12 protein-coding genes are annotated in these 13,267 nt (G+C 70.6%); 9 read left to right on the top strand and 3 right to left on the bottom strand.

The window, feature by feature from the left end:
* Positions 1-291 precede the first annotated feature (291 nt).
* Positions 292-498, bottom strand: coding sequence for a ribbon-helix-helix protein, CopG family (locus ACPXB1_RS07655; protein ID WP_425734981.1), 207 nt, complete (start codon positions 496-498; stop codon positions 292-294).
* 32 nt (positions 499-530) lie between these two features.
* Positions 531-1,016 carry a methylated-DNA--[protein]-cysteine S-methyltransferase gene (locus ACPXB1_RS07650; protein WP_355629294.1) on the bottom strand — a complete coding sequence of 162 codons (486 nt, stop codon included), beginning with the start codon at positions 1,014-1,016 and terminating at the stop codon, positions 531-533.
* A gap of 71 nt (positions 1,017-1,087) precedes the next feature.
* Here ACPXB1_RS07650 and ACPXB1_RS07645 point away from each other — a divergent pair, with 71 nt between their 5' ends.
* Positions 1,088-1,609, top strand: a complete 522-nt coding sequence (locus ACPXB1_RS07645) for a hypothetical protein (RefSeq protein WP_355629292.1) — start codon at positions 1,088-1,090, stop codon at positions 1,607-1,609.
* Positions 1,610-1,635: 26 nt separating this feature from the next.
* The gene (locus tag ACPXB1_RS07640; protein ID WP_355629290.1) at positions 1,636-3,171 is read left to right on the top strand and encodes a flotillin family protein; all 1,536 of its coding nucleotides are present in this window, start codon (positions 1,636-1,638) and stop codon (positions 3,169-3,171) included.
* Between the two features lie 138 nt (positions 3,172-3,309).
* Here the strand turns inward: ACPXB1_RS07640 and ACPXB1_RS07635 are convergent, their stop codons facing one another.
* Positions 3,310-4,770: a CCA tRNA nucleotidyltransferase gene (locus tag ACPXB1_RS07635; protein ID WP_355587437.1), complete on the bottom strand. Its 1,461-nt coding sequence runs from the start codon at positions 4,768-4,770 to the stop codon at positions 3,310-3,312.
* Positions 4,771-4,896: 126 nt separating this feature from the next.
* Between ACPXB1_RS07635 and murJ the strand changes: the two genes are divergently transcribed.
* The 7 genes from murJ (at position 4,897) to ACPXB1_RS07600 (ending at position 13,267) form a co-directional block, all read left to right on the top strand.
* Entirely contained in the window at positions 4,897-6,654 is a 1,758-nt protein-coding gene (gene murJ, locus ACPXB1_RS07630; RefSeq protein WP_355629287.1) for a murein biosynthesis integral membrane protein MurJ, read from the top strand.
* Positions 6,655-7,098: 444 nt separating this feature from the next.
* Entirely contained in the window at positions 7,099-8,706 is a 1,608-nt protein-coding gene (locus tag ACPXB1_RS07625) for a protein kinase family protein (RefSeq protein ID WP_355587442.1), read from the top strand.
* Positions 8,707-8,749: 43 nt separating this feature from the next.
* Positions 8,750-9,457 carry an RNA polymerase sigma factor SigM gene (sigM, locus tag ACPXB1_RS07620; protein WP_355629345.1) on the top strand — a complete coding sequence of 236 codons (708 nt, stop codon included), beginning with the start codon at positions 8,750-8,752 and terminating at the stop codon, positions 9,455-9,457.
* Positions 9,454-10,458: a hypothetical protein gene (locus tag ACPXB1_RS07615; protein WP_355629284.1), complete on the top strand. Its 1,005-nt coding sequence runs from the start codon at positions 9,454-9,456 to the stop codon at positions 10,456-10,458. The genes sigM and ACPXB1_RS07615 overlap by 4 nt, the downstream gene beginning before the upstream one ends.
* 182 nt (positions 10,459-10,640) lie before the next feature.
* A complete protein-coding gene (gene trxB / locus ACPXB1_RS07610; protein ID WP_355587446.1) occupies positions 10,641-11,591 on the top strand; it encodes a thioredoxin-disulfide reductase in 951 nt (316 codons plus the stop codon).
* A 30-nt stretch (positions 11,592-11,621) separates the two neighbouring features.
* Entirely contained in the window at positions 11,622-11,945 is a 324-nt protein-coding gene (gene trxA, locus ACPXB1_RS07605; RefSeq protein ID WP_053651673.1) for a thioredoxin, read from the top strand.
* Positions 11,946-12,106: 161 nt separating this feature from the next.
* Positions 12,107-13,267 carry an N-acetylmuramoyl-L-alanine amidase gene (locus ACPXB1_RS07600; RefSeq protein WP_355587448.1) on the top strand — a complete coding sequence of 387 codons (1,161 nt, stop codon included), beginning with the start codon at positions 12,107-12,109 and terminating at the stop codon, positions 13,265-13,267.

Genomic DNA, 13,267 nt, shown 5'->3' with positions numbered 1-13,267 from the left:
CATTGGTCGGCAGCGAAATTTGACTATCCCGTGCGTTTTGTTTATAAGACACAGCCGGCTGACACACAGCACGGTGGCGGGCGGGGTCCGCACGGACCCGGCCCTCGACGCGTTCAGCTCGACATCTCCAGGTACGGCGAAAGCCTCAGCGCCAACTCGTGGACGGAATCGACCTCGCCACTGACCAGCGCGCCGCCGCGACGAGGATCCCCGCGTCACGTACTCGGCTCTCCGGCCCGGTCCACTCCGCGAGAAGGGTCCGTAGATCTTCGGCGTCCGGCCAAGCCTGGGTCACCGATCGCCAAGCATTTCGAACAACGTGGCGTCCTCAGCGAACACCTTCCGAGTCGCCTGGCGGGTCCAGTCGTCGCGGTCTTGACGGTCCAGGTATGCCTGGATCGCCACTTCCACAGTCTTGTGCATCGAACGCTGCTCGGCCTCGGCAAGCTCCTTGAGGCGCTGTTCGACTTCGGGCTGGAGGGTCAGCGTGAAGGCCATACCGAAGCTGTATAGCCCTTGTTCGGTGAGCGTCAGCCAATAGCCCAGGTGTGTCGCAGCGCGACGCCGGCCTCCAACTCCAGCAGCTTGACCTTGCGGGGCAGGCCACCACCGAAACCGACAAGCTTGCCGCCGGCGCCGACGATCCGGTGACACGGCACGATCACCGGGACCGGGTTGCGGTTGCAGGCGACCCCGACCGCCCGTGCCGCCCCGGGATCGCCGACCAGACGCGCCACGTCGCCGTACGTCGACGTCTCGCCGTACGGAATGTCTGTCATCTCCCGCCACACCGCCCGCTCGAACTCCGAGCCACGCGGAACCGTCACCGGGACGGTGAAGGCGGTCAGCTCACCGGCGAAGTACGCCCGCAACTCGGCGACAGCCTGCCGGGACACCGCGTCGGCGGGCTCGTCGGCCGCAGCGTCGACCCGGCCGAAGTGCGTGCCGCACACGCTCGTGCCGTCGGTGGCCACGGAGAACTCGCCGATCGGAGAGTCGAGCACGGTCCAGCGCATCCGCCCATTGTCCCCCCGTCTCCGGCTGACCTCGTCCCGGACCAGAGTCGACCTTGCACACCATCGATACTGTGCAGGTCGTGGCCACCGGGACGCTCATCTTTCTCCTCATCGGCGCGGCAGGTGTCGGGGTGCTGGTGCTCGCCCTGCTCGGCACCGAACTGTGGCATTTCGGGCACGCTGACGTGGATGGGCCGGCCTCGACCGAGGCGGTGGCGGGCTTCGCCGGCGCGTTCGGGTTCGGCGGGGCCATCGCCAACGAACTGCTCGGTGCACGTACACCGGGCATGATCGCTGGCGCGGCGGCCGCAGGCCTGGTCGCCGCCGTGCCCACCGCGTGGCTGGCGTCCCGGCTGAGTCGAGCGGCGCGCAACATGCGCACCGACCCCACTCCCACCCGCAACGACATGGTCGGCGCGCTCGGCCTGGTGGTGACTCCGGTGCCGGTCGACGGGTACGGCGAGGTCCGCGTACGCGTCGCCGGCCAGCCGGTCAAACTCAACGCCCGCGCCGACCAGCCGATCCCGGTCGGCGCCCAGGTCTTCGTCGTGCAGGCGCTCAGCGAGACCAGCGTGCACGTCGAGACCTACTGACTCCTCCTCGAAGACAGGACTTCTTCATGCCCTTGCTGATCGCCGTTGGCGGTGCCGTTCTTCTCGTTCTCGTCCTGGTGTTCTTCGTCCTCTCCCGGATCAAGGTGGCTGGGCCGAACGAAGCGTTCATCGTCACCGGCCGTAAGGGCCGCACCACCCAGACCGCCGACGGTGGCCGGTCCACCGACAACTCCGGGCAGAAGGTCGTGCTGGGTGCCTCGGTGTTCGTGCTGCCGGTGGTGCAGAAGCTCCAGTCGCTCGACCTGTCCAGCCGGCGGATCGACGTCGGCATCCGGGGCGCGGTGAGCAAGCAGGGCATCCGCGCCGACCTGAACGGCGTGGCGATCGTCAAGGTAGGCGGGACCGAGGACGCGATCCGGGCGGCGGCACAGCGGTTCCTGCACCAGCAGGACGAGATCGACAACTTCACCCGGGAGGTGCTGGCCGGCGCGCTGCGGTCGATCGTCGGCCGGCTCACCGTCGAGGAGGTCATCCGGGACCGGGCGGCGTTCGCCAACGCGGTGGCCGAGGAGGCCGAGCACTCGATGACCAACCAGGGGCTGGTGCTGGACACCTTCCAGCTTCAGGACATCCTGGCCGAGGGCTCGTACCTGCAGGACCTGGGTCGGCCGGAGGCGGCCCGGGTGCTCAAGGACGCGGCGATCGCCGAGGCGCGGGCGCGGCAGCAGGCCGAGCAGGAGCGGCTGCTCGCCGAGGAGGCCATCGCCGAGGCGAACCGGAACCTGGCGCTGAAGCAGGCTGGCATCCAGGCGGAGATCGACGCGGCGAAGGCGAAGTCGGCGGCGTCCGGGCCGCTCGCCCAGGCGGAACGGGACCAGGCAATCCTCACCGAGCAGCAGAAGGTGGCCGAGCGCAACGCCGAACTCAAGCAGCGTCAACTGGACACCGAGGTGCGCAAGCCGGCCGACGCCGCCCGGTACAAGGTGGAGCAGGAGGCCGAGGCGGCCCGCAACGCGGCGGTGTTCAATGCGGACGCGCAGCGGCAGGCGGTAATCGCCGCCGCGCAGGCATCCGCCGAGCAGGCCCGGCTCACCGGTGAAGGTGAGCGGGCCCGCCGGGCCGCGCTGGCCGAGGCCAACGCGATCGAGGGCGCCAAGGAAGGTGAGGCAGAGCAGCGGCGACGTACCGCGATCGCCGAGGCGGTCGAGCGGGAGGGTACGGCCGAGGCCGCGGCCATCCTGGCCCGTGGGCAGGCCGAGGCGGACGCGATGGCGCGCAAGGCCGAGGCGTTCGCGGCGTACGGCGAGGCGGCGGTGCTGGACCTGCTGGTCAAGGTGCTTCCGCAGGTGGTCGAGGCGGCCAGCGCCCCGATCAGTGCGATCGACAAGATGACAGTCATCTCCACCGACGGCGCGTCGTCGCTGACGAAGTCGGTGGCCGGAAACGTGGCGCAGGGTCTTCAGCTCGGCAGCGACCTGACCGGCATCGACCTGCCTGGCCTGCTGGCGCGGCTCGGCTCGGCGTCCAGCGCTGTCGCCAACGGCACCGCAGCCGGCAAGGGCTCCGCAGCGGTGGACGGGTCGGCCGTCGAGACCCGCTGACGACGTACGCCGACGGGCGCCGCTCCTGGTTCGGGGGCGGCGCCCGCCTGCGTACCTGAGAGATCTTGGAAGGAAACTGCCCCCGGAGGGGCGGCTTCCCTCCAAGGTCTTCCTGCGCGGTAGGGCGGCGAGAGCCGGCTAGTTGATCAGGCCTTCGGCGCGGGCCCAACGCAGCAACTCCGCCTCGGCGGCGTCGCGGTCCAGCGGGCCGTGCTCCAGGCGCTGTTCCTTGAGGTGCTTCCAGGCCCTACCGACCACCGGCCCCGGCGGTACGCCGAGCAACTCCATGATCGCGTTGCCGTCCAGGTCGGGGCGGACCCGGGCCAGGTCCTCCTCGGCGGCGATCCGGCCGATCCGGTCCTCCAGCGCGTCGTAGTCGGCGGCGAGCTGGGCAGCCTTGCGGCGGTTGCGGGTGGTGCAGTCCGAGCGGGTCAGCTTGTGCAGCCGAGGCAGCAGGTCACCGGCGTCCGCCACGTAGCGGCGCACCGCCGAGTCGGTCCACTCGCCGCGCCCGTACCCGTAGAAGCGCAGGTGCAGCGCGACAAGCGCGGTCACCTTCGCGGTGATCTCCTTGGGGTAGCGCATCGCCTTCATCCGGGCCTTTGTCAGCCGGGCGCCGACCACCTCGTGATGGTGGAAGCTGACCCGGCCGTCGGACCCGACCGCCTTGGTCGCCGGCTTGCCCACGTCGTGCATGAGGGCGGCCATCCGCAGGATGAAGTCGCAGCCCTCCTCCTCGAACGAGACCGCGTTCTCGACGACAGTCAGCGTGTGCTCGTAGACGTCCTTGTGCTGGGCGTGCTCGTCGATCTCCAGCTTCAGACCGGTCAGCTCCGGCAGGAACCGCTCGGCAAGCCCGGTGTCGACAAGCAGCCGCAGCCCAGCGATCGGGTCGACGCCGCAGAGCAGCTTTGTGAACTCGTCACGGATCCGCTCGGCGGTGATCCGGTCCAGGTCGGCGGCCATCTCGGTCATCGCCACGTACGCGTCCGGATGTACGGCGAAGCCCAGCTGGGCGGCGAACCGGGCTGCCCGCAGCATCCGCAGCGGATCGTCGCCGAACGACTCGCGCGGGGTGCTGGGAGTACGGATCACCTTGGCCGCGAGATCGCCAAGCCCGCCGTGCGGGTCGGTGAACCGGTGCTCCGGCAGGCTGACAGCCATCGCGTTGATGGTGAAGTCACGCCGCCGCAGATCCTCGTCGAGGCTCGTGCCGTAGACCACCACCGGGTTGCGGCTGACCTGGTCGTACGACTCGGCGCGGAAGGTGGTGATCTCCAGCCGGAGGCCGCCGCGCTGGGCGCCGATGGTGCCGAATTCCCGGCCGGTCTCCCAGATCGACTCGGCCCAGCCCTTGATGATCCGCAGCGTCTCGTCGGGGTGCGCGTCCGTGCAGAAGTCCAGGTCGTCGCCGAGCCGCCCGAGCAGGGCGTCCCGCACCGAACCGCCCACCAGGTGCAGCTCGTGACCGGCGCGGACGAACCGGCGGCCCAACTCGTCGGCGACCGGGGAGACCCGCAGCAGTTCGGCGACGGCGTTGCGCTGCGCGGCGGTGAGTTCGCGGCGGTCAGCGGTGTGGGGAGCGGAGGCTTCGGACATGGGATCGCCAGACTATCGGGCCGACGTGCGATCCGATCCGCCGGGCGCGGGTAATGGGCGGGGGTTGACTAAGGTCTGTGGCGTGCGGGTCGGTGCCCGGCTCGACGTACCCCTGGGAGGCTGGAGATGAGCGGCGGGCTCTACCGCAGCGCGAACGCCGCGCGCGACGGCGGGCCCGGAGCCGGTGGGCGCCCGCACGACGGCGCCACCTTCATCTCCGCCGAGCCGCTGAACCAGCCGGCCATGGAATCGACAGCCCCGCCGCAGGAGCAGGTGGCCGAGGCGAGCGCCGCGACAAACAGCGCGGTGATGGCAATCGGCAGCCTGGTGAGTCGGGGTACGGGCTTCCTGCGCAACCTCGTCATCGCGGCGGCGCTCGGTGGCGCGCTGGTCGGCGACGCGTACACGACCGCGCAGATCCTGCCCGGGATGGTCTACGAGTTCCTGCTCGGCGGCGTTCTCACGAGCGTGCTGATTCCGGTGCTGGTACGCCGCCGCAAGTCCGACGCCGACGGCGGCCAGGCGTACGCGCAGAGGCTGTTGACCCTCGCGGTGCTCGCCCTCGGCGTGGCCGCCGTGCTCGCTGTCGCGTTGGCCTCGCCGCTGACCTGGCTCTACGGCAGCGGCGAGTCGACGGGCGACTATTCGCAGCTGGTCACGGCGCTGGCCCGCCTCATGCTGCCGATGATCTTCTTCTCGGGGCTGAGCGCGTTGATCAGCGCGGTGCTCAACACCCGGGGGCACTTCGCCGCCCCGATGTGGGCGCCGATCCTCAACAACCTGGTGGTGATCGGCACCGCAGGCCTCTACATCGCCGTGTTCGGTGCGGAGATCGTCCAGCCGGGGGACATGACCACCGGCCGGGTGCTGCTGATCGGCGGTGGCACCCTGCTCGGCGTCGCCATCCAGGCGGCGGGTCTGCTGCCGGCGCTGCGCAAGGTCGGTTTCCGCTGGAAGCTGCGCTTCGACTTCCGTGCGCTCGGGCTGCGCGAGCTGGGCCGGCTCGGCGCGTGGATGATCTGCTACGTCGCGGTGAGCCAGATCGGCCTGATCGTGCTGTTCAACCTGCTGAACCGGGCCGGCAAGGAGAACGCGGCCGGCCCGCTGATCTACAACAACGTCTTCCTCCTGCTGATGACGGCACACGGCATCATCGCCGTCTCGATCATCACCGCGCTGATGCCCCGGATGAGCGCGGCGGCCGCCGACGGCCGGTACGCCGATCTCGCGGCCGACCTCTCCCGGGGCACCCGCACTGTCACCGCTGTGCTGGCCCCGATCGCGGTCTGCTACGCCGTCCTGGCCACGCCTATCGCGTTCACGCTGTTCCGGTTCGGCGCGTTCAACGAGGACAACGCCACCGCCACCTCGATCGTGCTGCTCGCCGCGGCGCTGGCGCTGGTTCCGTTCGCTGTGAGCCAGCTCTTCACCTTCGCGTTCTACGCGCTGCCCGACACCCGGACCCCGGCTCTGATCAACATTCCGATCGTGGCGCTCCGGATCGGGGTGCAGATCGTGCTCTTCGTGGCCTTCTCGGCGAGCTTCGCCGGGGCCGGAATGATGATCGGTAACGCGATCTCGTATCTGGCTGCCGCGATCGGCTCGGCGTGGCTGCTCCGGCCGCGCGTCGGTCGGATCGGTCTCGGCGAGATCATGCGGACCGGCGGCCGGGTCGCGGCGGCGGCACTCGGTTCGGCACTTGTCGGCCTGCTGGTGGTCAAGCTGCTGCCCGGTGATGACACGCCGACCCGCCTGGAGGCGATCGTCCAGCTCGTTGTCGGCGGCGCGGTGATCGGCGGGACGTACCTCGGGTTGGCGATGGTGCTGCGGATCGGGGAGATCACCGAGGTGGTCGGCATGGTCCGCCGCCGCCTCGGTCGCTGAAGGTCAGCCGACGATCACAACAAGTTGGTGACATACCGACCGTGACTGCGGATCACCAGCCTGGGGATGCACCTGTGGATAACTCCGCGATTCGCCGGCCAGCAACCAGATAGTCCTGTGGATAACCAACCGTACGGATGAGCGTGGTCGCCCGATCGGGGGGAACCCGACCCCCTGCGGGACGCGCCGACCGGGCCTGGCCCCACCGTCGATCACTTGCGGTGAAGCCGTAGATTGGTTAGTACATGTGCCAGCAACGTGGCTGACAACGGTCGTAACCGGACTACTTCTCCGACTCCCGGCACCCCGCTGGGTACGGCGGGAAGATGACATGTCGGAGAGACGGGCAACCCGGGTAAGGTCGCTCTCGACGGGTGCGGCGGCGCCGACGCTGGGCGTCGACACCGGTCGGCCGGTTCCTTCGACGGCAGAGCGGGAAGCCACATGCCCAGCAGTGCGGGTCCATCGATCGACACGATCACCGAGGGAGGACGGGTGACCCAGGTCGGCGAAGGTCAGGAGGCGGACGAGAGCGCTCCGCCGGTAATGACCTTCGGTGCTCCCACGGCCGGTGAGATCCTCGCCGAGCGGTACGAACTCGTCGAGCACATCAACAACGACAGCGCGGGTCGGCTGGTCTGGCGCGGGGTCGACGTCATCCTGCGCCGCCCCGTCGCGGTGGTGCTCCGCTACCCGGGTGGCGACTCCGCCACCGAAATGCTCCAGGCCGCCGTCGCGGCCAGCCGGGTCATCCACCCCAACCTTGTCGGCGTGTACGACGCCATCGACGAGGCCGACCGGGCGTACGTGGTCCGGGAGTGGGTCGACGGGCAGTCGCTGCGTGACCTCGCGGCCGAGGGCCCTCTGGACCCGGCCCGCGCCACAGCCATCGGCAACGCCGTCGCCAGCGCGCTCGCCGCCGTGCACGCCACCGGGATGGTGCACGGAAACGTGCACCCCGGCACCGTCATGATCAGCGACGAGGGTCGCGTGGTCCTTGCCGACGCGCGCACCGACGGCGACGACAGCCAGGAGAGCGACATCCGGGCGGTCGGCGGCGTCCTCTACTTCGCCCTGACCGGTCACTGGCCGCACGCCGAGGCACCGCTGCGCGGCGCGACAGCAGGCCATGGCCGTGCCGCCATCTCCGACGCCGTCCGGGACGCCGCCGGCACGATCGCGGCCCCCCGCCAGGTCCGGGCCGGAGTGCCCGCGTACCTGGACGACCTGACGATGGATCTTCTCGACGCCGAGATCGCCCCGCCCTCGTCCGATGTGCTCGCCGCCGAGTTGGCCCGACTGGACGTACCTGCCGAGGACGAGCACTACCTCGACACCAGCGGGCCGTTGCGGTTCGCCGCCGACACCGGGGAAGAGCCGTCCCCGCTGGCCGCTGCGGGTGGTCGCAAGGTGGCCATCGGCATCGCCGGCCTGCTGGCGGTCGCCCTTGTGGGTCTGCTCATCGGCATCAGCGCGCTCGGCGACAAGGACGAGGATCCGCAGAACACCGCCGGTGCCACGCCCTCCGCGAGCGCGCCGGCAGGTGACGCCACCCCGGCCGCCGCCACCGTACGCAACCTCGCCGTACAGGGCATCCGGATCGTCGACCCGGACAGCACCAAGCGGGACGAGCTCGGCGGCGCTGACAAGATCATCGACGGCGACAACGACAAGGGTTGGGAGACCGACCGCTACCCGAACGCCACGTACGGCAACCTGAAGTCCGGCATGGGTGTCTGGCTGGACCTGGGCTCGCCGCACACTGTGAAGTCGGTGCAGGCCGTGCTCTCCGGTCGAGGCGCCACCGCCCAACTGCTCGCCGGCACCGCCGGCTACCCCTCCAGCTCCAACGGTGACAAGCAGATGGTGGCGAACTACAAGACCGAGATCGGTGTGTTGAAGGAACACGACGGCACCACGATGACGTTCAACGGCTTCAACGCCGACGAAAAGTACCGCTACCTGCTGCTCTGGTTCACCGAGTTGCCGCCCAGCGGCGATGAGGACGGTTTCCGACTCGGGGTGCAGGAGATTACGGTCCAGGGTTCGTGAGCCGGGCAGCACGAGCCCGGTACCGTCTCCGCCGGCGGTGGTGATGGACGGGCGCGACGCGGCGACGGACCTTGAGCTGCTGCGCGCCCATGTCGCAGGCGACCGGGACGCCTTCGCCGAACTGTTCCACAGGCACCGCGACCGTCTCTGGGCGGTGGCTCTGCGGACGATCGGCGACCGCGAGGAGGCCGCCGACGCTCTTCAGGACGCCCTGCTGTCGGCCCACCGTGCCGCCGCGCGTTTCCGTGGCGACTCCGCCGTCACGACCTGGCTGCACCGGATCGTCGTGAACGCGTGCCTGGACCGGATCCGACGCCGACAGGCGCACCCCACAGTGCCACTGCCCGACGGCATCAGGTCCGTGGACGGGTCGGGCACCGGCGGCGTCGAGCCGGCCGCACCGGCACACGATCACGACACCGCGCTGGTCGTCCGCGAGGCGCTCGCCGCGCTGCCCGTCGAGCAGCGCGCCGCGCTGGTGCTCGTCGACGTGCAGGGCTACCCCGTGGCGGAGGTCGCCCGCATCCTCGGTGTCGCCGAGGGGACTGTGAAGAGCCGGTGCGCTCGCGGTCGGGCGCGCCTGGCGGTGCTGCTCGGGCATCTCCGACCGGCCGCGTCGACGGTGCCTCGGACTTCGGCAGACCCGAACACGGACGTGCCGGGCGTCACGGCGGGGAACCCACGCCCGTCCGAGGGCGTCGGATCGGGGTCGGGCCGGTACCGGCGGGACGCCAACCAGGAGGATTCGTGACGACCGAGGGGTTCAGGGAGGTCGACAACGACCTGCTCGCCGACTACCTCGGCGGGGCGTTGGACGGCACTCCGCAGGAGGCGGAGGTCGCCCGACTGGTGGCCGCGGACCCGGCCTGGGCACAGGCGTACGCGCTGCTGGCGCCCGCGATCACGCAGGTCCACGCGGACCTGGCCCGGTGGGCCGAGCCAGCCCCGGAGATGCCGCCAGCCGTCGCCGATCGACTCACCGCGGCGCTGGCGGCGGCAGGTCCCCTGCCGTACGAGATCGAGCACCCCACAAGCACGCCGGAGCCCGCTGCCGGCTCCGCGACGCCGGTGCTTCTGCCGGCGCAGGGCGGTCGCCGGCCCGCCGGCTCCGCGCCGGCCGAGCCGGGGCGGAGCACTCCCACCGGGCCGGGGCGTCGACAGCGTCGACAGCGGCGGTGGGTCCGAGGTGCCGCTCCGGTGGCCGTCGCGGCGGTCGCCGTCGTCGCGGTCGGACTGGGTCTCACCCAGCTGTCGGGGAACGGCGGCGACACCGCCGACACCAGCGCCATGGACCGCCCTGCCAGCGCGCCCGAAGCCGCGGCGGGGGCCGGGGCGGCGCGCACCACCGGGCCGCCGCTGCGCAGCGGCACCGACTACACCCCGCAGACCCTCGGACAGTCCACGGGCAGCGCCGTGACCGCCCGTCCGTTCAAGGAGCCCTCCGGGGGGCCCGGCGCGCAGCCAGGTGTGGACGCCGAGGAAGGGCGCCGGCCCGCTCCGGACGGCACGGACCAGCTGGCCCGGCTCACCGACCAGGCCGCGCTCACGGCCTGCCTGGCGGACGTGGCGGCCGAACACGGGTCGGCTCCGCTGGTGGTCGAGGTGCTCGACTACGCCAAGTTCCAGGGCGAGCAGGCGCTGGTCATCCGGTTCACCGACACTGCCGGTGCCCGCTGGGCCTGGGTGAGCGGCCCGGAGTGCGGCGTCCCCGGGTCCGGCTCGGACGGCAGGTATTCAGCGCGGGTAGGGTGAATCCGCGGTCATCGGTGCGATAACCGTCCACGTGACCTGACCCACCGGATGCCCGGCTCGGGAATCCCCACTTCGTACGATGACGTTCTGGAAGTCAGTTGCCGGCACGCGCCACCCGTCGGCACTTGGATCAGCATCGGTGCGCGCGCCGACGCCGAACACACACAACTCGGGAGACGGCAGTGGACGAGGTCCGCAACCTGATCATCATCGGCTCCGGCCCGGCCGGCTACACGGCGGCGGTCTACGCGGCCCGCGCCAACCTGAAGCCGCTGATCATCGAGGGCGTGCAGTCCGGCGGCGCGCTGATGACCACCACCGAGGTGGAGAACTTCCCCGGGTTCGCCGACGGCATCCTCGGCCCCGAGCTGATGGACAACATGCGTAAGCAGGCCGAGCGCTTCGGTGCCGAGTTCCTCACCGACGACGTGACCCGCGTCGAGCTGGCGGACACCGGCGATGCCGGCGCTGGCGCCGTGAGCACCGTCTGGGTAGGCGAAACCGCCTACCGGGCCCGCGCGGTGATCCTCTCCACCGGTTCGGCCTGGCGTCCGCTGGGCGTGCCGGGCGAACAGGAATACCTCGGCCACGGCGTCTCCTCGTGTGCCACCTGCGACGGGTTCTTCTTCCGCAACCAGCACATCGTTGTCGTCGGCGGTGGTGACTCGGCGATGGAGGAGGCCAGCTTCCTCACGCGCTTCGCCGACTCGGTCACGATCATCCACCGGCGCGACTCGTTCCGGGCCAGCAAGATCATGGCGGACCGGGCGCTGGGCAACGAGAAGATCAAGGTCGAGTGGAACAGCACCGTCGAGGAGATCCTGGGCGCCGACGGCAAGGTCACCGGCGTACGGGTCCGCAACGTGCACACCGGCGAGACCAAGGTGCTGGACGTCACCGGCGTCTTCGTGGCCATCGGTCACGACCCCCGCAGTGAACTCTTCCGGGGCCAGGTCGAGATGGACGACGAGGGGTACGTGAAGGTCCAGGCGCCAAGCACCCGGACGAGCGTGCCCGGCGTCTTCGCCGCAGGCGACCTGGTCGACCACACCTACCGTCAGGCGATCACCGCGGCCGGCACCGGCTGTGCCGCCGCGCTCGACGCCGAGCGGTTCATCGCGACGCTCAGCTGAAACAGGAAATACATCCCGGAGGAGGGCATAGTGGGAAATACCAAGGCGGTCACCGACAAGAGCTTCGTCGCTGACGTGTTGCAGGCAGACAAGCCGGTTCTGGTGGACTTCTGGGCCGAGTGGTGCGGTCCGTGCCGCAAGGTGTCGCCGCTGCTCGAGGAGATCGCCGGCGAGATGGGCGACCGGGTCAGCATCGTCAAGCTCAACATCGACGAGAACCCGGAGACGGCACGCGCCTACCGGGTCATGTCCGTGCCGACGCTCACCGTCTTCAAGAACGGCCAGCCCGTGCAGTCGATCGCTGGCGCCAAGCCGAAGGGCGAGCTGGTTCGGCTCATCGAATCGGCCCTCTGACCAGTAGAAAAGCCACCGAACCCCGTACCCGATCGTTGGGTGCGGGGTTCGCTGTCTTCGCGGCCCACGTTTTTCCGGCCCGAGCCACCTTGCCGCCCCGGAACGCATAACCTCAAGCCTGGGCCGCCCGGCCAGCCAGCTTCCTGCAGAGGGGGTCGAGCGTGCGTCCGATCCGACCCGGTGACCGGGGACCAGCGGTCACGGAGATCCGTACCATCCTGCATGGTCTCGACCTGCTCGCCGCCGGTCCGCAGACCGACGAGTTCGACCTCGACGCCGAGCGCGCGGTGCGGGCATTCCAGCAGTCCCGTGGGCTCAGCGTCGACGGCCGGGTCGGCACGGAGACCTGGGGTGCCCTCGAAGCCGCACGGTGGCGGCTCGGCGCCCGCACCCTCTACCACGCGGTGCCCGACCCGCTCACCGGCGAGGACGTCCGCTCGCTCCAGGAACGGCTGCTGGAGATGGGGTACGACGTCGGCCGCGCCGACGCCATCTACGGCATCCGGACCTCCCGCGCCGTGGCGCAGTTCCAGCGGGAGGTCGGGCTCACCCCCGACGGCTCCTGCGGCCCGCACACGATGAACGCCCTGCGCCGGATCGGCCGCAAGGTCGTCGGCGGGCGCCCGCAGTGGCTCCGCGAGTCCGACGCGATCCGCCAGTCCGGGCCGGCGCTCGTCGGCAAGACGGTGGTCATCGACCCCGGGCACGGCGGCACCGACCCGGGCATGGTGGTGCCGGACGGCCCGCTGCGCTGGACGGAGGCGGATCTGGTCCACGACCTGGCGAGTCGGCTGGAGGGACGGTTAGCCGCATCCGGTGTACGGGTGCAGCTCACCCGAGGTCCCGCGCCTGACAAGTGCCTGCCGGACACCGAGCGGGCGATGCTCGCCAACTCGCTCGGCGCCGACGTGTTCGTGTCGCTGCACCTGGACGGGCACGCCAACCCGGAGGCGGAAGGAGTGGCGACCTACCACTACGGCACCGACAACGGGGTCACCTCGTCGACCGGCGAGCGGCTGGCCGGGCTGGTGCAGCGGGAGATCGTCGCCCGGACGGGGCTGCGGGACTGCCGCACCCACGCCAAGACGTGGGACCTGCTGCGGCTCACGCGAATGCCTGCGGTACGGGTGGAGGTCGGCTACCTCACCTCGCCGACGGACCGCGCCCGGCTCGTCGACCCCCGTTTCCGGGACCGGGTGGTAGAGGCGATCGTGGCCGCGGTGCAGCGCATGTACTTCCCGATCGAACGGGACGTGCCGACCGGCTCGATCGACGTCAGCGAACTGCGGGCGGTGGTCACCGCCGGCACCGTCGTCGACTGA

Origin of the sequence: Micromonospora sp. DT68, assembly GCF_049847245.1 — a bacterium.
Lineage (GTDB): Bacteria > Actinomycetota > Actinomycetes > Mycobacteriales > Micromonosporaceae > Micromonospora > Micromonospora profundi.
This window is presented reverse-complemented; position numbering and strand designations above follow the sequence as displayed.

Excerpts from the sequence above, each read along its gene's own strand:
- ACPXB1_RS07640 (WP_355629290.1), top strand. The coding sequence starts at position 1,636 with ATGCCCTTGCTGATCGCCGTTGGCGGTGCCGTTCTTCTCGTTCTCGTC.
- ACPXB1_RS07625 (WP_355587442.1), top strand. The coding sequence starts at position 7,099 with ATGCCCAGCAGTGCGGGTCCATCGATCGACACGATCACCGAGGGAGGA.
- sigM (WP_355629345.1), top strand. The coding sequence starts at position 8,750 with ATGGACGGGCGCGACGCGGCGACGGACCTTGAGCTGCTGCGCGCCCAT.
- ACPXB1_RS07635 (WP_355587437.1), bottom strand. The coding sequence starts at position 4,770 with ATGTCCGAAGCCTCCGCTCCCCACACCGCTGACCGCCGCGAACTCACC.
- ACPXB1_RS07650 (WP_355629294.1), bottom strand. The coding sequence starts at position 1,016 with ATGCGCTGGACCGTGCTCGACTCTCCGATCGGCGAGTTCTCCGTGGCC.
- murJ (WP_355629287.1), top strand. The coding sequence starts at position 4,897 with ATGAGCGGCGGGCTCTACCGCAGCGCGAACGCCGCGCGCGACGGCGGG.
- ACPXB1_RS07655 (WP_425734981.1), bottom strand. The coding sequence starts at position 498 with ATGGCCTTCACGCTGACCCTCCAGCCCGAAGTCGAACAGCGCCTCAAG.